Genomic DNA, 17,377 nt, shown 5'->3' on the forward strand with positions numbered 1-17,377 from the left:
CCGCCGGGCCCGTCGCCGGGTCCGGGGCGGGGGCGCCGCCTGCCGGGGGGACGCCCTCCTCCGGGCGGCGGGTCACCGGCCGCGCGGCGTACGGGACGGCCCGGCACCCGGACCTCACACGGCCGCCACGTGGATGTCGTGTCCCGGACAGTCCACGCCGGTGTACTCGGCCCATGACGTCCGACACCACCGAACTCCGCGCAGCCGCCCGCCACTTCGGAAGACGGGGCTTCCTCACCGGTACGGGCGCCGCCGCCGCGCTCGCCTTCGCCGTCGGCATCCCGGCCGCGGGCGCCGCCCAGGCCGCCGAACTCGACGAACGCCGCGTCGCCGACGACCCGTTCACCCTGGGCGTGGCCTCGGGCGACCCGCACCCCACGTCCGTCCTGCTGTGGACCCGCCTCGCGCCGCGCCCGTACGAGCCCGGCGGCGGCCTGCCCGCGGCGCGCGTCCCCGTGCACTGGGAGGTCGCCCACGACGAGCGGTTCCGCCGCGTCGTCCGGCGCGGCCGCACCACCGCCCACCCGGAGTTCGACCACACCGTGCACGTCGAGGTCGGCCACCTCCAGCCGGGCCGCGTCTACCACTACCGCTTCCGCACCGGCACCTGGACCAGCCCCGCCGGCCGCACCCGCACCGCCCCGCACCCCGGCTCCCGCCCGGCCGCGCTGCGCGTCGCCGCGGTGTCCTGCCAGGCGTACCACGACGGCTACTTCACCGCCTACCGCCACCTCGCCGACGAGCCGGACCTGGCCGCCGTCGTCCACCTCGGCGACTACCTGTACGAGTACGCCGTCAACGCCACCGGCGGGGCCCGCGCCTACACCGACCGCCGCCTGCCCGCCCACTTCAACCGCGAGACGGTCACGCTGGAGGACTACCGCCTCCGGTACGCGCTCTACAAGACCGACCCGGACCTGCGGGCCGCCCACGCCGCGCACCCGTTCGTCGTCACCTGGGACGACCACGAGACGGAGAACAACTACGCCGGCGGCACCCCGGAGAACGACGTGCCGCCCGAGGAGTTCCTGCTGCGCCGCGCCGCCGCGTACCGCGCGTACTGGGAGAACCAGCCGCTGCGGCCGCCCCAGCGGCCCACCGGCCCCGACATGCGGGTGTACCGGCGGCTGCGGTTCGGGCGGCTCGCCCAGTTCGACGTGCTCGACACCCGCCAGTACCGCTCCGACCAGGCGTACGGCGACGGCTGGCGGGTGCCCGGCCCGGATTCGGAGGACCCGTCGCGCACCATGCTCGGCGCGGAGCAGGAGCGCTGGCTCGTCGACGGCTGGCGCGCCTCGGACGCCCTGTGGAACGTCGTCCCGCAGCAGGTCGTCCTCGCCCGGCGGCGCAACGTCCCCGGCCCGGACTTCAAGGTCTCCATGGACGCCTGGGACGGCTACCCCGCCGCCCGCGCCCGCTTCCTCGACGGGGCCCGGTCCGCCGGGGTCGAGAACCTGGTGGTGCTCACCGGCGACGTCCACGTCGGGTACGCCCTCGACCTGAAGGCCGACTTCGACGACCCCGCCTCGCGCACCGTCGGCACCGAGCTGGTCGCCACCTCCGTCAGCAGCGGCAAGGACGGCGCCGACCGGCCCGCCAACTGGACCGACCTGACCTCCGCCAACCCGCACATGAAGTACTACAACGGGCGGCGCGGCTACCTCCGCGTCACCTTCGACGAGCGGCAGGCCCGCGCCGACTACCGGACGGTGGCCGCGGTCACCACGCCGGGGGCGCCCGTCGCCACGGCCGCCTCGTTCGTCACGGAGGCGGGCGCGCCGGGACTGCGGCCCGCGTAGCGGCCGCCCCGGAGACGACTCGGGCGTCCGCCGGGGTTCCGCACCGCGCCGGGGCGCCCACGCCGGGGCGGTGCGGAACCCCGGCGGCGCCATCCGCCGCGCCGCCGCGCCGCCGCGCCGCCGCGCCGCCGCGCCGCCGCGCCGCCGCGCCGCCGCGCCGCCACCCGCCACCCGTCCCGCCGTCCGGGCCGCCTGCTCTCCGCCGTCCCGCCGTCCGGGCCGTCCGGCCGTCCGCCTTCCGGCCGTCCGCCTTCCGGGCCGTCCGGCCGTCCCGCCGTCCGGGTCGTCCGGCGGCCCGGCCGTCCGGTCTCCTCGCCGTCTGCCGCCCGGCCGTACCGGGGGCGGCACGCCGCCTCCGCGGCCCGGCACCGGTGGTCCTCCCGGTCCGCCCGCCCTTCCCGCCGCCCCGAGGGCGGCGCGCCGCCCCGGCCGTCCGGAGCCGGTGACCGCCCCACCCTCCGCCCTTCGGTTGATGTTTAAATCACTTCGGGCGGGCTGAGAGGATGGGAGCCCCCCAGGAACAGGAGACGAGATGCAGGAGAGCGGCCCGAGCACGCGGAGACGCACCCCCCGTGGACCGGTACCGACCGCCCGCACCGGGGGTCCCGCCGCACCGAACGGGGCCTCCGCCGCCCCGCCCCCCGTACCCCCGCGCGCCGCGGCCGGCCTCCTGGTCACCCTCGTCCTCGGCGGGCTGACCGCGCTGCCGCCGCTCTCCATGGACCTGTACCTCCCGGCCCTCCCGCAGGTCACCGGAGCCTTGAACGCCCCGGCCGCCACCGTCCAGCTCACCCTCACCGCCTGCCTCGCCGGCATGGCGGTCGGCCAGCTCGCGGTCGGCCCGATGAGCGACCGATGGGGGCGCCGCCGCCCCCTCCTCGCCGGGATGGCCGTGTACGTCCTGGCCACCGCCGCCTGCGCCCTCGCGCCGAACGCCGCGCTGCTCGTCGCGTTCCGGCTGCTCCAGGGCCTCGCGGGCGCGGCGGGCATCGTCATCGCCCGCGCCGTCGTCCGCGACCTGTACGACGGGGTGGAGATGGCCCGGTTCTTCTCCACCCTCATGCTGATATCCGGCGTGGCCCCCGTCGTCGCGCCGCTCGTCGGCGGGCAGCTCCTCCGCGTGACGGACTGGCGGGGCGTCTTCCACGTGCTCACCGCGGTCGGCGCGCTGCTCACGCTCGTCGTGTGGAGGTGGCTCCACGAGACGCTGCCGCCCGCCCGGCGGCACGGCGGCGGCGTCGGCTCCGCCCTGCGCACCATGCGCGGGCTGCTCGCCGACCGGGTGTTCACCGGCTACATGCTCTGCGGCGGGTTCGCCTTCGCCGCCCTCTTCGCCTACATCAGCGCCTCCCCGTTCGTCGTCCAGGAGATCCACGGGGCGTCGCCGCAGACGTTCGGCCTCCTCTTCGGGATCAACTCGGTCGGCCTCGTCGTCGTCGGCCAGATCAACGGCAAGCTGCTCGTCGGCCGCGTCAGCCTCGACAAGGCCCTCGCCGCCGGCCTCGCCGGGATCACCGCGGCCGCCGCCGCGCTGCTGGTGATGACCAGCGGCCTCTTCGGGCGGGTCGGGCTCCTCCCGGTCGCCGTCGGACTGTTCGTCCTGATGTCCGCGATGGGCCTCGTGATGCCGAACACCAACGCGCAGGCGCTGATGCGCGCCCCGCACGCCGCCGGCTCCGCCTCCGCGCTGCTGGGCGCCTCCGCGTTCCTCGTCGGCGCGGTCGCCTCCCCGCTCGTCGGCATCGCCGGGGAGCACACCGCCGTGCCGATGGCCGTCGTCCAGCTCGTGTGCGTGCTCGCCGCGACCGGCTGCTTCCTCGGACTGTGCCGCCCCCGGCAGCGGACCGCCGCCCCGGCCGACCCGCCTACCATGGGCCGGTGAACGCCACCCCCCGACCCCGGACGCCCTGCGCGCCGCCCTCGCCGGGCTGCTCGACGGGCTGCCGCCCACCAGGGCGGCGCAGGCCGTCGACCGGCTCATCGCCAGCTACCGCGGCACCACCCCCACCGACGCGCCCGTGCTGCGGGACCGCGCGGACGTCGCCGCGTACGCCGCGTACCGCATGCCCGCCACCTTCGAGGCGGTGCGGTCCGCGCTGGCCGCCCTGCGCGACGCCGCGCCCGCGTGGCGGCCCGCCACCCACACCGACGTCGGCGGCGGCACCGGGGCGGCGAGCTGGGCGGTCGCCGAGGCGTGGCAGGAGCCCGGCGGCGAGGCGCCCCGCACCACCGTCCTCGACTGGGCCGAGCCCGCCCTCGCCCTCGGCCGGGAGCTGGCCGCCGCCTCCGGGGCGCCGGGCCTGCGCGCGGCCGAGTGGCGCCGGGCGCGCATCGGCGGGGCGCTGCGGCTCGACCCGGTCGACCTCGTCACCGTCTCGTACGTGCTGAAGGAGCTGACCGGGGCCGACCGGGACGCGCTCGTCGACGAGGCGGCCCGCGCCGCCCGGGCGGTACTGGTCGTCGAACCGGGCACCCCCGACGGGTACGAGCGGATCATCGCCGCCCGCGACCGGCTGGTCGGGGCGGGCCTGCGGGTCGCCGCGCCCTGCCCGCACAACGCCGCCTGCCCGATAGCACCGGGCGCCGACTGGTGCCACTTCTCGGCGCGGGTCAGCCGTTCGTCGCTGCACCGGCGGGTGAAGGGCGGCTCCCTCGCCTACGAGGACGAGAAGTTCTCGTACGTCGCGGCGGTCCGCTTCCCCGCGGAGCCGGCCGCGGCCCGGGTGACGCGCAGGCCGCAGATCCGCAAGGGGCAGGTCCTGCTCGACCTGTGCACCGCGGAGGACGGACTGCGCCGCGACACGGTCGCCAAGCGGCACGGCGCCCTGTACAAGGAGGCCCGCGACGCCGAGTGGGGCGACCCCTGGGAGCCCGCCACCTGAAACCCGCCTCCCGCCTCCCGGTGCCCTACGCGCCGTACGCGGGAGGCCGACCGCGCCCGGGCCCGCCTTCCGGGGGCCGCGCCCCCTTCGGCTCCACGGGCGGCCGGCGCCGGGACGCCCGGCACCGGGCACTCCGAGACGAGACGTACCGGCTCGCCTCCCTGGTAGATTGACCGCCGTGCCCGAACCCGAGCCGACGGCCCCCCGCGCGCCCGACGCCTCGCGCCGCAGCCAGCGCTCCCGGCGTGCCGTCTTCGACGCCGCCCTCGCCCTCGTCGGCGAGGCGGGCTACGCCCGGACCACGGTCGAGGGCATCGCCGCCCGGGCCGGCGTCGGCAAGCAGACCATCTACCGCTGGTGGCCCTCGAAGGCCGCCGTCCTCCTCGACGCCTTCCTCGACCTGACGGGCGGGGCCGGCGCGGAAGGGGCCGGCGGGCTCCCCGACACCGGGGACCTCGCCGCCGACCTGAAGGCCGTGCTGCGCGCCACCGTCGACGAGCTCGGCGACCCCCGCTTCGAGGCCCCCACCCGGGCCCTCACCGCCGCGGGCGTCGTCGACCCTGAGCTCGGCGCCCGATTCGTCGAGCGGCTCCTGGAACCCCAGCTCCGGCTGTACGCGGAACGGCTCACCGCCGCCCGCGAGGCCGGCCAGGTGCGTCCGGAGATCGACCTCCGCATCGCCCTGGAGCTGTTCGTCGGCCCGCTCACCCACCGCTGGCTGCTCCGCACCCGCCCGCTCACCCACGCCTACGCCGACGAACTCGTCGAGTACGCCCTCCACGGCATCACCCCCCGCTGAACCCGGCGCGTGGACCTCCTCACGGCGAACGGGGCCGGGCACCGGGCATACCCGGGCGAAATCCGGCAACCCGAGCGGCGCACCGGTCCTCCCGGGCGCGGCGGCCGCCCCGGGTCGGGCGGTCCCGCCACCCGCGGCGCCGGATGGTGGGACCATGTCGGGGACCACAGGGGCTCGTATTCAGGTGTGAGGGGATAGATGGGCGACGGTATCGGCCGCCACCGCGGCACGGAGAGCAAACTCGCGCAGTGGCTGCGCCGCCGCCCGGGCAGGTCCGCCGCCGAAGGCCCGGACCGCGAGGGACTGCTCCTGGCCGCCGCCGCCGCGGGCCTGCCGCTCGCCCCCGCCGCTCACCCGGTCGGCTACCGCTGCTCCTGCGACCGCATCGGCTGCCCCACACCCGCCCGCCACCCCCTCTCCTTCGCCTGGCAGACGCAGTGCGCCACCGACCCGGCGCAGGTCGAGCGCTGGGCGCGCAGCCAGCCGCAGGCCAACTTCGTCACCGCGACCGGCATGGTCCACGACGTCCTGGACGTCCCGCTGGAGGCCGGTCGCGCCGCGTTGGAGCGCCTGCTCGCCGAGGGCGTCGAGGTGGGCCCGGTCGCGGAGGCGGGGGACGCGCTGGGCGGGGGCCGCGCGCTGTTCTTCACGGCCACCCGGGGCACACCCGAGGACGAGGACGAGTGGTGGCCGTGCGAACTCGACTGCCACCCCGAGACGATGGACGAGCACCCGGGGCTGCGCTGGCACTGCCGGGGCAGCTACGTCCTCGTACCGCCGGCGCGGCTCCCCGGCGACCACGCGGTGGAGTGGGTGCGGGGCCCCGAGCACCCGCTGCCCGACCCGCTGACCCTGCTGGAGGCGCTCACCGACGCCTGCGCCCGCCACGCCGAGCGGTACGACGACGAACACGGCCACCACGCGGTGGCGTGGCCGCTGAGCCGCTGAGCCGCTGAACCGCCGGGTCACCGAACCGCTGCGCCGGCGGCCGGGTTCAGGAACCCCTGAGGCCCGTCACGCCCTGGACGCGGTTCAGGACGTCCACCCGGCCCGGACCGGGCGGACCCGGCTTCACGAAGGCGGTCAGGCTCGTCACCCACTCCTTGGTGAGCGTGTTGCGCACCTCGCCGGTGAGCAGCGGCTTCTCCTGCGGCGCCACCGCGGGCCGGTAGCCGCGGGCGGCGGTGGTCCGCTCGTGGATGCGGTTCGAGAAGAACACCAGCGCCCCGCCGTCCTCGGTGAGCAGGCCCACCGGCGCGAACACGCCCGCGTCCAGCGCCTGGTCGGCGAACTGCAGCGCGAAGCCGGGCCGTTTGGAGACCTTCGCGCGCTCCTCCCGCAGCCGCGAGGTGTGCGGGCCGTCCGCGAACACCCCCGGCTCACCCGACCCCATGTACGCCGCGTAGGCCCGGCTCAGGTCGCGGGGCGCCGCCGCCAGCGCCGCGCCGTCCGCCGGGGCGGGCTCGGCCCAGCCGTCCGCGTCGGTCCGGAACGCGGGCACCCGGTCGGCCGGCAGGACGGCGAGGTGCGCCGCCTCCCACAGCCGGTCGGCACCCTCGCGGACGAACAGCAGCAGCCAGCGGTTGTCGTTCCCGCCCTCGTCGGCGTCCGTGTTCGAGTCGACGTCGGCGACGAACCAGCGCGGCCACCCCGCCTTCCTGGGGATGACGAGCCTGACGTCGCCCAGCTCCAGCGGCTGGTGCCGGGGGTTCCCGTCCGGGTCCGTCACCGAACGGGCCTTCAGCCCGGCCTGGTTGATGGCGCCGAGCGAGCCGGTCACCCGGTGCGCGTCGAGGGCCGGGTCGTACGCCTTGTCGGCGGCGTTGTACGCCTCGGTGAAGTCCTTCAGCGCCTGCTCGGCCTCACCGCGGGTCGCCGTCGGCACGACCGCCAGCTCGCCGTGCACCGTCACGCAGCCGCCCGCCGCCAGCGTCAGCGCCACCGCCGCCGCGACCGCCGACAGCGGACGCCGGCCCCCGCGGGCCAGCGCCCGGCCCAGCCCCTTCACCAGCCCTCGCATCGGTTCTCTTCTGCTCCTCCACCCCGACCGGCACCGACCGACCGAACCCTACCGGGGACACGGCGAGCACGAGCGCCGGGACCAGGTACAGGACCCACACCACGACCTGGAGCACCGACGGGTCGGGCCGCAGGTTGAACACGCCCTCCAGCAGCGCCCCGGGCCACCGGTCCGGCGACACCGCGCCGCCCAGGTCGGCCGCCCGCCCCGCGAGCAGCCCGCCCAGCGGGCCCCCGTCCTGCAGGTCGCGCGCCCCCTGCGCCAGCACCCCCGCCGCGACGACCAGCAGCGCGCCGCCCGCCCAGGCGCGGAACCGGGCCGGCGGCAGCCGCCGCACCCCCAGGTGGGCCGCCCACCCCGCGAGGGCCGCCGCGGCCAGCCCCAGCAGGACCATGCCCAGCGGGCCCGCAGTACCGGCCTCGTCCCGCGCCGCCGACACCGTCGCCCACACGAACAGCGCCGTCGCCGGACCCTCCCGCGCCACCACCAGGAAACCGGCCGCGCCCGCGAGCCCGCCCCGCCCCCCCGCCCGGGCGCAGCACCGCCCGGGCGACGCACCCGGCCGCCGCCACCGACAGGGCGCCCCCGAGGACCTTGACCGCCTCCGGCGTCAACTCCCGGTCCCCGTACGTGAACAGCCACCCCAGGCCCAGGCAGAGCACCCCGGCCGCACCCGCCCCGGTCCGCAACCGCCGCACGGCGCCGCCCCGCCGGCCGGGCGCCCCGCCGGGGGACGGGCGCGGCCGAACCACGCGGCGAGCAGGCCGAGGAGCAGGGCGGCCTCCAGGCCGCCGCGCACACCTGCGAGATGGGACCCGAGCACGGGGGAGGCCTTTCGATCCGGTCCTGCGTACGGCCCGCCCCGGGACGCCCCCGGCGGGCCCCGCCACCGTACCGGCCGGGCGTCCCCGCGCGGCCGGCCGCCCCGGGGCCGGCACCGTGTTTGAATGCCCCGGTGAACCCCGTGAACACTGCGTACGACGTCCTGGCCGTCTTCTGCGGGCCCGACGGGCGGCACGGCAACCGGCTCGGCGTCGTGCGCGAGGGCCGGTCCTGCCCCGACGAGGCGTCCCGGCAGGCGTTCGCCAAGGAGCTCGGGTACAGCGAGACGGTCTTCGTGGACGACCCCGAGCGCGGCGTCCTCGACATCTACGCGCCCGGCGTGCGGCTGCCCTTCGCCGGGCACCCCGTCGTCGGCGCCGCCTGGCTGCTCGACCTGGAGGTGCTGGACCTGGCGGTCGGCGAGGTGTGGGTGCGCCAGGACGGCGAGTTCACCTGGATCGGGGCGCGCGCCGCGTGGGCGCCGCCGCGCACCCTGCGCCGGTACGGCTCGGCCGCCGAGGTGGAGGCGCTGGAGGTGCCGCCGCCCGGCGAGTGGGTGTACGCCTGGGCGTGGGAGGACGCGGCGGCCGGGCGGGTGCGCGCCCGGGCGTTCCCGGGACGGGGCGACGGGATCGACGAGGACGAGGCGACGGGTGCGGCGGCGCTGCTGCTGACGGCGGAGCTGGGCCGGGCGCTGAACATCACGCAGGGCCGCGGCTCGCAGATCATGACGGCCCCCGGCCCGGACGGCGTGATCGAACTGGGCGGCCGGGTCCGCCACCTGGGCCACGGCCCGCTCGGCGCCTGAGCCGCGCCCGCGCGCCGGGCGGGTGCCCCCGCCCGGCGTGCGGAAGACGGCCGTGTCGGACGCCGGGGCGCGCCCGCACCCGTCGGCGGTCCGCCGCCGCTCCGGGCCGTCGGCGTCCACCGGGTCCGGCGGGACGCGGTGCTCCCGCTCGGCCGCCGCCGGCCCGGCGGCGGCGCCGGGGGCGTGGGGGCGGACGCCGCCACCCCGGTGGGCGAGGCCCGCCGGCGCTCCGCCCGGTCGCGGCCGCCCCGGCCCCCGGAGGGGCCGCCGAGGCGGCGCGTGCGGCGGCGGGCGGCGTGCCCCTCCGGCGGGTCAGGGCAGCGTGAGGATCTCGGCGCCGGTGTCCGTCACCACGAGCGTGTGCTCGAACTGCGCGGTCCGCTTGCGGTCCTTCGTCACGACGGTCCAGCCGTCCTCCCACATGTCGTACTCGTGGGTGCCGAGCGTCAGCATCGGCTCGATCGTGAAGGTCATGCCGGGCCGCATCACGGTCGTGGCGTGCGGCGAGTCGTAGTGCGGGACGACCAGGCCGGAGTGGAACGACGTGCTGATCCCGTGCCCGGTGAAGTCCCGCACGACGCCGTAGCCGAAGCGCTTGGCGTACGACTCGATGACGCGCCCGATCACGTTGATCTGGCGGCCCGGCCGGACGGCCCTGATCGCCCGGTCGAGCGCCTCCCGGGTCCGCTCGACGAGCAGCCGCGACTCCTCGTCGACGTCGCCGCACAGGTAGGTGGCGTTGTTGTCGCCGTGGACGCCGTGGACGTACGCCGTGACGTCCAGGTTCACGATGTCGCCGTCCTTCAGGACGGTCGAGTCGGGGATGCCGTGGCAGATGACCTCGTTGACCGACGCGCACAGCGACTTGGGGAAGCCCCGGTAGCCGAGCGTCGAGGGGTAGGCGCCGTGGTCGCACATGTACTCGTGGGCCACGCGGTCCAGCTCGTCGGTGGTGACGCCGGGCGCGATGTGCCGGGCGGCCTCCTCCATCGCCCGCGCGGCGATGCGGCCCGCGACGCGCATCCGCTCGATCGTGTCGGAGTCCTGGACCTCGGGGCCGTCGTACGGCTTCGGAGCGGGCTTCCCGACGTACTCGGGACGCCGGATGGAGCCGGGGACGGGGCGGATGGGGGACAGCTCCCCCGGGACGAGCAGCGACTGGCCAGACATGCGGCGAGTCTAACCAGCGCGGGCGGGGCACCATGGCGGCAGAGGAAGGAGCGGGAGATGCCCCTGTTCAGGAAGCGCACGGCGGGCAGGCCGGGCGAGTGGTTCTACTGCCTGCAGCACGAGAAGGTGGAGGAGGGGCCCGAGTGCCCGGCGAAGGACCGCTTCGGTCCCTACGCGTCGCGCGGGGAGGCGGCCCGCGCGATGGAGACGGCCCGCGAGCGCAACGCCCGCTGGGAGACGGACCCCCGCTGGCACGACGCCCCCGGAGAACCGGAGAGCTGAGCGCCGCCGGCCCGCCGCGCCGACCGCGGCGGGCCGGCCGGCCCCCGCCCTACGGGTCCCCGGCTCCGTCCGCGGGCCGTTCCCGCGACGCCCGCCGGCGCCGGGCGTCGGGGTCGGTCACGACGTCGTACGACACGAGCGCCGGCAGCGCCGCCGCCAGCAGCCCCACCGCCGCCACGCACGCCAGCCCGCCGCCCCACACGGCCCCGCGCGCGCCGGTCCACCCGGCCATGGCGCCCGACCGCACCTGCCCCAGCTGCGGGCCCACGCTGTACGACAGCACCTCGATCCCCGCCAGCCGCCCCCGCAGCCCCTCGGGGACCGTCTGGTTCCAGATCGTCGACCGGCCCAGGCCGCTCACCATGTCGCCCGCGCCCGCCGCCACCAGGCACAGCAGCACCACCCACACCCCGTCGAACCAGCCCGCCCCCGCGACGGCCAGACCCCACCCGGCGGCACCGCACACCACCATCAGCCCGTGCCGCCGCACCCGCGACGTCCATCCGCTCGTCAGGCTCACCACCACCGACCCCACCGACCCCGCCGCGTACATCAGCCCCAGGGACCACCCCGCGTCCAGCTCGTCCGCGAGGAACGGGAACAGCGCAGGCGGGTACGCCAGCAGCATCGCCGCCAGGTCGATCGCGTACGTCCCCAGCAGCACCGGCCGCGACCACGCGTACCGGGCTCCCTCCGCGACGCCGCGCAGCGACGGCCTGCCGGCGCCGCTCGCGGGTGGAGCGGGGGAGAGGCGCAGGCACAGCGCCACCGAGACGGCGAAGCAGCCCACCGTCATCGCGTACGCCGCGCCGTGGCCCGCGTACCCCGCCACCAGCCCGGCCAGGGCGGGCCCGGCGACGGAACCCAGCTGCCAGCGCAGTGCGTTCAGCGCGGCCGCCGCGGGGAGCTGGTCGTGCGGCACGACCCGGGCCGTCAGCGACTCCAGCGCGGGCCGCTGGAGCCCCGCCATCGCCGAGACGCCGGCCGCGACCAGGTACAGCGGCCACAGCGCCGGCCCCGGCACCAGCGCGTTCACCAGCAGGACGGCGGCGAGCAGCGCGAGCCCGGCCTCGGTGGCGAGGACCACCCGGCGCCGGTCGGCCGCGTCGGCGAGCGCGCCCCCGTACAGGCCGGACACGACCAGCGGCACCAGCTCGACCGCACCCATGGCGCCGACCGCGAACGGTGAGCCGGTCAGCTCCTTGACCTGAAGCGGCAGCGCCACCATCGCCGTGGAGCCGCCGAGGTGGGCGACGAGCCCCTGCACCCACAGCAGGCGGAAGTCCCGGGAGGACCGCCAGGGGGACAGGTCGGGCAGCACGGCGGACGGCTTCGGGGTCACGGGGCGCCATGGTGCGCGCCGTCCGCCGCCCCGGGCAACCGGTTTTCACCAGCGGGCGGGCGGCGGCGACGTCAGGTGGTCGACGAGCCGGGACAGCCGGTCGCGCAGCCGGCCGCGGCCCCGGGGAGAGGGCAGGCTGTTCTCGCCGGCCGCCGCGCTCACCAGGTGCTGCACCGTGTCCAGGTCGACGCCCTCGTCGTGCGCTGGGTCGACGCTGAGCGACTCGTGCGCCAGGCCGTGGACCTCCCGGTCGCCGCCGTCCAGCGACAGCACCGTCGCCCCGGCCCGCCGCGCCCCGTGCACCCGCTCCAGCAGGTCCGCGTCCGGCGGCCCCGGTGCCACGACCAGCAGCGTCGCCCCCCCGCCCGGCCGCCTCCAGCCGGCCCGGCCCCACCGCCAGGTGCGCCGGGTCCGAGGGCCGCGCCCGGTGCCGCACCAGGGTGGGCGCCAGCTCCGGGAGGCCCGCCCACATCGCCTCGTCCGTCAGGTGCGCGGCCAGGTGCCACGGCTCGTACTCCGCGGTCCCCACCAGCAGCAGGCCCCCGCCGTGCCGCACCACGGAGGAGCGCAGCGCGCCGGCGAAACCGCGCGCCGCCGACGGCCACGCCGTCCCGGCGAGCACGTCACGGAGCAGGGCGACCCGTACGGCATCCATGGCGCCGCATCCTGCCCGCCCCGGCCCGCCCGGCGCGGCGCTTCGCGCTCCTGTCACCCGTACGGAGGCGGTGGCACGTAGTGTCGGCGCCATGAGTGAGACGGAGACCAAGAAGGCCGCCCGGGACCCGTGGGACCTGCCCGACGTGTCGGGCCTAGTCGTCGGCGTCCTCGGCGGCACCGGGGAGCAGGGGCGGGGCCTCGCCTACCGGCTGGCCCGCGCCGGCCAGAAGGTGATCGTCGGGTCGCGCGCCGCCGAACGGGCCCGCGAGGCCGCCGCCGGGCTGGGCCTCGGCGTCGAGGGCGCCGACAACGCCGAGTGCGCCCGCCGCAGCGACGTCGTGATCGTCGCCGTGCCCTGGGACGGCCACGCCGCGACCCTCACGGCGCTGCGCGGGGAGCTGCGCGGCAAGCTCGTCGTCGACTGCGTGAACCCGCTCGGCTTCGACCGGCGGGGCGCGTACGCGCTCAGACCCGAGGAGGGCAGCGCCGCCGAGCAGGCCGCCGCGCTGCTCCCCGAGTCGCGGGTGACGGCCGCCTTCCACCACCTGTCGGCGGCACTGCTCCAGGACGAGACGGTCGAGGAGATCGACACGGACGTGATGGTCCTCGGCGAGAAGCGCGCCGACACCGACGTCGTGCAGGCCCTCGCCGCCCGCATCCCCGGTCTGCGGGGCGTCTTCGCGGGCCGGCTGCGCGGCGCCCACCAGGTCGAGTCGCTGGTCGCCAACCTGATCTCCGTCAACCGCCGCTACGGGGCCCACGCCGGCCTGCGCCTCACCGACGTCCGGGAGGCGCCGGGCCGCTGAACGGGCCGACGGGCCGCATGGGGGACACTGGACGCGCACGACCCCCGCACCGGACAGGAGCCGACCCCCATGCCCCGCCTCGCCCTCCTCGCCCTCCTCGCGCTCGCCGTCTGCGTCCTCGCCGCCGTCGCGGCCGCGGTCTCCTTCGCCCGGGGCACCTGGCTCGGCATCGTGTGGGTGCTGCTCGCCGGCGTCTCCTCCAACATGTGCTGGTACTACTGGAAGCGCGCCCGCCAGGGCACCCCGTGACGCCCGGCGCCCGGTCCGCCCCCGACGCCGACGGCCCGCCGGCGCGGGTCCGGCGGGCCGTCGTCCGTACCGCGGCGGCTAGTGGAAGGTGTGCTCCTCGGCGGGGAACGCGCCGCCCGCGACGTCCTGCGCGAACGCCCGGGCCGCGTCGCCGAGGGTGCGGCGCAGGTCGGCGTACTGCCTGGTGAAGCGCGGCACCCTGCCGCCGGTCAGCCCGGCCATGTCCGTCCACACGAGGACCTGCGCGTCCGTGTCCGGACCGGCGCCGATGCCGACGGTCGGGATGTGCAGGGAGCGGGTGACCTCCGCGGCCAGCCCGGCCGGGACGAGTTCCAGGACCACCGCGAAGGCGCCCGCGTCCTGCGCCGCCTTGGCGTCCCGCAGCAGCCGGTGCGCGTCCTCGTCGGCGCGGCCCTGCACCCGGTAGCCCATCGTGTTCACGGACTGCGGGGTGAGGCCCAGGTGCGACATCACCGGGATGCCGGCCTGGACCAGCATCCGCGTCTGGGGCAGCGAGCGCTCGCCGCCCTCCAGCTTCACCGCGCCGACGCCGGCCTCCTTCACCAGCCGCGTCGCCGACCGCAGGGCCTGCACGGGACCCTCCTGGTACGAGCCGAACGGCAGGTCGCCGACGACGAGGGCGCGCCTGGTGCCCCGGACGACGGCGGCGGACAGGACGGCCATCTCGTCCATCGTGACGGGCACGGTGGTGTCGTAGCCGAGGTGGCAGTTGCCCATGGAGTCGCCCACGAGGAGGACCGGGATGCCGGCCTCGTCGAAGACCGACGCGGTCATCGCGTCGTACGCGGTCAGCATGGGCCACTTCTCGCCGCGCTCCTTGGCGGCGGCGACGTCGTGGACGGTGAGGCGGCGGGTGCCCTTCCCCCCGTACAGCGCCTTGGGGTGCCTGGCGTCCTGGCCCCCGCCCCCGCCGCTGTCGCCGGGCTGCTTCCGGGCAGGCTGAAGCGTCATGTGCAACGGCTCCTTCGTCATCTCGAGGCGCCCTGACGGCGTCCCCGGACCACGTCCATGGTGGCACTCCGCGCCGGACGGGGGAAGTGGGAGGACACCCCGGAGGGCGGTGCGGGACGGCGCCGGCTCGTCATCCGGCCTACGGTGGGCCCATGGACCGGTCACCGCCCCCGCCGCACGCCCCGCGCCCCGCCCGCGGCGGCCTCCCGGAGCAGGAGCCGGAGGTGCCGCCGGAGGTGCACCGGCGCCGCTGGGCGATCCTCGCGGTGCTGATGCTGAGCCTGCTGTTCGTGGTGCTGGACAACTCGGTCCTCAACGTCGCGGTGAAGACCGTCGCCAGCCCCCCGCCCGTCGGCATCGGCGCCACCCAGGGCCAGCTGGAGTGGGCGATCAACGCGTACGCCCTGGTCTTCGCGGCGCTGCTGTTCACGGCGGGGCTCCTCGGCGACCGGATCGGCCGCCGCAGGACGCTGCTGTTCGGCACGGCGGTCTTCGGGGCCGCCTCGGCGCTGGCCGCCTTCGCGGACTCGCCGGTCGAGCTGGTCGCGTACCGGGCGGTGATGGGGTTCGGGGCGGCGTTCGTGATGCCCGCGACGCTCGCCGTCCTGATGAACGTCTTCGAGCGCGACGAGCAGCCGCGGGCCATCGGCGTGTGGGTCGGCGCGGTCGGCGTGGCCATCGCGGTCGGCCCGGTCCTGGGCGGGCTGCTGCTGGAGCACTTCTGGTGGGGGTCGATCTTCCTGGTCAACGTGCCCGTGGTGGCGGTGTCGCTGGTCGCCGTGGCGCTGCTGGTGCCGGAGTCCCGCGACCCCGCGCCAGGGCGGATCGACCCGGGCGGGGTGGCGCTGTCGGTCGTCGGCCTGGTGCTGCTGGTGTTCGGCGTCATCCGGGGCGGCGAGCTGGCCGACCTGACCGACCCGACCGTGCTGCTGCCCGCGGCGGGCGGGGTGCTGGTGCTGGCCGGGTTCGTCGTCCACGAGCGGCGCAGCCCGAACCCGGCGCTCGACATGGCGTACTTCCGCAAACCCGTCTTCTCGGCGGCGGTGGGCGGGATCGCGCTGGTCTTCTTCGCCCTGATGGGCGTCACCTTCGTCTCCGTCTTCTACCTGCAGTCCGTGCGCGGCTTCAGCCCCCTCCAGGCCGGGCTGCTGCTCCTGCCGCTGGCGGTGACGCAGCTGCTGTTCGCGCCGCGCTCCCGGCTGGTGGTGCGGCGGTTCGGGGCGCGCGCGGTGTGCGCGACGGGACTGCTGGTGGTGGCCGCGTGCCTGGCCGCGTTCGCCGGGTTCGACACGGGCACGCCGGTGTGGGCGGTGGAACTGGTGCTGTTCGCCCAGGGCGCGGGCATGGCCCACGTCATGCCCCCGGTGACGGTCGCCGTGATGCAGGCCCTGCCGAAGGAGAAGGCCGGCTCCGGGTCGGCCGTGAACAACACCTTCCGGCAGGTCGGCGGGGCGCTCGGCGTGGCCGTGCTCGGCTCGCTGCTGTCGGCCGTCTACCGGGGCCGCGTCGAGGGGCACCTCGGCGCCCTGCCGCCGGGCGCGCGGGCGGCGGCCGGCGAGTCCGTCGAGGCCACCCTCGCCGCCGCGCGGCGCCTCGGCCCGGCGGGGGAGGCGCTCGTCGCCCCGGCGCACGAGGCGTTCCTGGCGGCGATGCACGTGACGGCGGTGTGCGCGGCCGGGGTCGCCGCGCTGGGGGCGGTGGTGGTCGCCGCGTTCCTGCCGGGCCGCCGCCCCGAGCCGGAGGGCCGGGAGCGGGCGGCGGAGGGCGGGGCGCGAGAACCGGTCCCCCGGTAGCCGCACGCACCCGGCGGGAGGCGGCACCGTGCCCCCGCACCCCCGAGCGGCCCGTCCCCGGGCCGGCGCCGGAACCCGCCGGTACCGCTCCGGGGCCCGCGCCGCGTCCGCCCGCCCCCGCCCGCGACGGCGGCGCCGAGGCGGGGGGTGCGCCCCCGCGGCGCGGGCGGCCCCGCAGCGGGGCGGCCGGGCGGGCCATCCTCGACGCGGCCGCGCGGCTGCCGGAGGAGGGCGTCCCGGTGGCCGCGCCGTCCGTCGAGCGGACAGCCCGGACCGCCGGCGTCGGCAAGGCGACCGTCTACCGGCGCTGGCCCGGCACGGAGGAGCTCCTCGTCGACCTGCTGCGGTCCGCCGGCCCCGTACGCCCCGAACCGCCCGGCACCTCCGTGCGCGACGGCCTGGTCGTCCTCCCGGAGGCCGTCCGCCCGCGGGGCGAGGCCCGGCGCTCGTCCGCCGCCCTCCACACCGCCTCCGCCCAGCTCCACGGCCATCCGAGGCTCCGCGAGGCGTACCGCCGGACCGTGGTCGAGCCGCACCGCCGCGCCGCCCTCGACGTACTGCGCCGCGGCGTCGCGGCCGGGGAGATCCGTCCGGACGCCGACGTGGAGCTCCTCGCCGACCTCCTCGGCGGGCCGCTCGTCCTGCGCGCCGCCGCGGCACCCGGCGCCGACCTCGGAGGGGACCTCCCCGCCCTGATCGTGGACACCGTCCTGTCCGGCGCCGCCGTCCGGCGCTGACCTGCGGCGCAGCACCCGCGAGTATGCGTGTTCCGTCACAACCCGCCCGTCCCCGGCGGCTCCAGGAACCCGCCGGGCGACCGCGGTCGTCCCTGAGACCGTACGGCCGTGCCGCGGCCCCGACGGACCATCACCTAGGGTCGGGGGTTCCGGTACGGGAAGGACGGCGGGACGTGAGGACGGCGGAATGGCGCGGGTGGACGGCATGACGGAGACGGGGAGCGGCGCCGCGGGGGAGC

The 17,377-nt window shown here is 77.4% G+C and carries 16 protein-coding genes and 1 pseudogene; 11 read left to right on the forward strand and 6 right to left on the reverse strand.

Annotation, left to right across the window (positions count from 1 at the left end; genetic code table 11):
* Positions 1-173 precede the first annotated feature (173 nt).
* The 5 genes from LUW75_RS18260 (at position 174) to LUW75_RS18280 (ending at position 6,428) form a co-directional block, all read left to right on the forward strand.
* Entirely contained in the window at positions 174-1,799 is a 1,626-nt protein-coding gene (locus LUW75_RS18260; RefSeq protein WP_250336571.1) for an alkaline phosphatase D family protein, read from the forward strand.
* A gap of 532 nt (positions 1,800-2,331) precedes the next feature.
* Complete coding sequence (locus LUW75_RS18265; protein ID WP_250336572.1) at positions 2,332-3,681, forward strand: multidrug effflux MFS transporter; 1,350 nt, start codon at positions 2,332-2,334, stop codon at positions 3,679-3,681.
* A 136-nt stretch (positions 3,682-3,817) separates the two neighbouring features.
* Entirely contained in the window at positions 3,818-4,681 is an 864-nt protein-coding gene (locus LUW75_RS18270) for a small ribosomal subunit Rsm22 family protein (protein WP_250336573.1), read from the forward strand.
* Between the two features lie 178 nt (positions 4,682-4,859).
* The gene (locus tag LUW75_RS18275; protein WP_250336574.1) at positions 4,860-5,480 is read left to right on the forward strand and encodes a TetR/AcrR family transcriptional regulator; all 621 of its coding nucleotides are present in this window, start codon (positions 4,860-4,862) and stop codon (positions 5,478-5,480) included.
* A 198-nt stretch (positions 5,481-5,678) separates the two neighbouring features.
* Positions 5,679-6,428 (forward strand): bifunctional DNA primase/polymerase, encoded by a 750-nt coding sequence (locus LUW75_RS18280; protein WP_250336575.1) that lies wholly within the window; start codon positions 5,679-5,681, stop codon positions 6,426-6,428.
* Between the two features lie 46 nt (positions 6,429-6,474).
* Here LUW75_RS18280 and LUW75_RS18285 read toward each other — a convergent pair whose 3' ends face one another.
* Together LUW75_RS18285 and LUW75_RS18290 are read right to left on the reverse strand one after the other, a co-directional pair.
* A complete protein-coding gene (locus LUW75_RS18285) occupies positions 6,475-7,422 on the reverse strand; it encodes an SCO2278 family lipoprotein (protein WP_250337719.1) in 948 nt (315 codons plus the stop codon).
* Positions 7,343-7,987, reverse strand: coding sequence for an FTR1 family protein (locus LUW75_RS18290; protein ID WP_250336576.1), 645 nt, complete (start codon positions 7,985-7,987; stop codon positions 7,343-7,345). Before LUW75_RS18290 ends, LUW75_RS18285 begins: the two co-directional genes overlap by 80 nt.
* Positions 7,988-8,455: 468 nt before the next feature.
* On the opposite strand from LUW75_RS18290, the gene LUW75_RS18295 reads away from it, so the two are divergent.
* Positions 8,456-9,130: a PhzF family phenazine biosynthesis protein gene (locus LUW75_RS18295; protein ID WP_250336577.1), complete on the forward strand. Its 675-nt coding sequence runs from the start codon at positions 8,456-8,458 to the stop codon at positions 9,128-9,130.
* 312 nt (positions 9,131-9,442) lie between these two features.
* On the opposite strand, the gene map is transcribed toward LUW75_RS18295, so the two are convergent.
* Positions 9,443-10,300, reverse strand: a complete 858-nt coding sequence (gene map / locus LUW75_RS18300; RefSeq protein ID WP_250336578.1) for a type I methionyl aminopeptidase — start codon at positions 10,298-10,300, stop codon at positions 9,443-9,445.
* A 57-nt stretch (positions 10,301-10,357) separates the two neighbouring features.
* Here map and LUW75_RS18305 point away from each other — a divergent pair, with 57 nt between their 5' ends.
* Positions 10,358-10,582: a hypothetical protein gene (locus LUW75_RS18305; protein WP_250336579.1), complete on the forward strand. Its 225-nt coding sequence runs from the start codon at positions 10,358-10,360 to the stop codon at positions 10,580-10,582.
* Between the two features lie 49 nt (positions 10,583-10,631).
* On the opposite strand, the gene LUW75_RS18310 is transcribed toward LUW75_RS18305, so the two are convergent.
* Together LUW75_RS18310 and LUW75_RS18315 are read right to left on the reverse strand one after the other, a co-directional pair.
* Positions 10,632-11,924: an MFS transporter gene (locus tag LUW75_RS18310; RefSeq protein WP_250336580.1), complete on the reverse strand. Its 1,293-nt coding sequence runs from the start codon at positions 11,922-11,924 to the stop codon at positions 10,632-10,634.
* A 45-nt stretch (positions 11,925-11,969) separates the two neighbouring features.
* Positions 11,970-12,579: pseudogene (locus LUW75_RS18315) on the reverse strand (hypothetical protein).
* A 91-nt stretch (positions 12,580-12,670) separates the two neighbouring features.
* Between LUW75_RS18315 and npdG the strand changes: the two are divergent.
* Together npdG and LUW75_RS18325 are read left to right on the forward strand one after the other, a co-directional pair.
* Positions 12,671-13,387, forward strand: a complete 717-nt coding sequence (npdG, locus tag LUW75_RS18320; RefSeq protein ID WP_250336581.1) for an NADPH-dependent F420 reductase — start codon at positions 12,671-12,673, stop codon at positions 13,385-13,387.
* Positions 13,388-13,456: 69 nt separating this feature from the next.
* A complete protein-coding gene (locus LUW75_RS18325) occupies positions 13,457-13,636 on the forward strand; it encodes a hypothetical protein (protein ID WP_250336582.1) in 180 nt (59 codons plus the stop codon).
* 78 nt (positions 13,637-13,714) lie between these two features.
* On the opposite strand, the gene panB is transcribed toward LUW75_RS18325, so the two are convergent.
* Complete coding sequence (gene panB, locus LUW75_RS18330; protein WP_250336583.1) at positions 13,715-14,608, reverse strand: 3-methyl-2-oxobutanoate hydroxymethyltransferase; 894 nt, start codon at positions 14,606-14,608, stop codon at positions 13,715-13,717.
* Between the two features lie 152 nt (positions 14,609-14,760).
* Here panB and LUW75_RS18335 point away from each other — a divergent pair, with 152 nt between their 5' ends.
* Together LUW75_RS18335 and LUW75_RS18340 are read left to right on the forward strand one after the other, a co-directional pair.
* A complete protein-coding gene (locus tag LUW75_RS18335; RefSeq protein ID WP_250336584.1) occupies positions 14,761-16,401 on the forward strand; it encodes an MFS transporter in 1,641 nt (546 codons plus the stop codon).
* 239 nt (positions 16,402-16,640) lie between these two features.
* Positions 16,641-17,138 carry a TetR/AcrR family transcriptional regulator gene (locus LUW75_RS18340; protein ID WP_250336585.1) on the forward strand — a complete coding sequence of 166 codons (498 nt, stop codon included), beginning with the start codon at positions 16,641-16,643 and terminating at the stop codon, positions 17,136-17,138.
* Positions 17,139-17,377 lie beyond the last annotated feature (239 nt).

Origin of the sequence: Streptomyces sp. MRC013, assembly GCF_023614235.1 — a bacterium.
In the GTDB taxonomy this organism is placed as follows: Bacteria; Actinomycetota; Actinomycetes; order Streptomycetales; family Streptomycetaceae; genus Streptomyces.

Coding starts and splice junctions, on each gene's coding strand:
- LUW75_RS18260 (WP_250336571.1), top strand. CDS start 174: ATGACGTCCGACACCACCGAACTCCGCGCAGCCGCCCGCCACTTCGGA.
- npdG (WP_250336581.1), top strand. CDS start 12,671: ATGAGTGAGACGGAGACCAAGAAGGCCGCCCGGGACCCGTGGGACCTG.
- LUW75_RS18325 (WP_250336582.1), top strand. CDS start 13,457: ATGCCCCGCCTCGCCCTCCTCGCCCTCCTCGCGCTCGCCGTCTGCGTC.
- panB (WP_250336583.1), bottom strand. CDS start 14,608: ATGACGCTTCAGCCTGCCCGGAAGCAGCCCGGCGACAGCGGCGGGGGC.
- LUW75_RS18305 (WP_250336579.1), top strand. CDS start 10,358: ATGCCCCTGTTCAGGAAGCGCACGGCGGGCAGGCCGGGCGAGTGGTTC.
- map (WP_250336578.1), bottom strand. CDS start 10,300: ATGTCTGGCCAGTCGCTGCTCGTCCCGGGGGAGCTGTCCCCCATCCGC.
- LUW75_RS18280 (WP_250336575.1), top strand. CDS start 5,679: ATGGGCGACGGTATCGGCCGCCACCGCGGCACGGAGAGCAAACTCGCG.
- LUW75_RS18335 (WP_250336584.1), top strand. CDS start 14,761: ATGGACCGGTCACCGCCCCCGCCGCACGCCCCGCGCCCCGCCCGCGGC.
- LUW75_RS18265 (WP_250336572.1), top strand. CDS start 2,332: ATGCAGGAGAGCGGCCCGAGCACGCGGAGACGCACCCCCCGTGGACCG.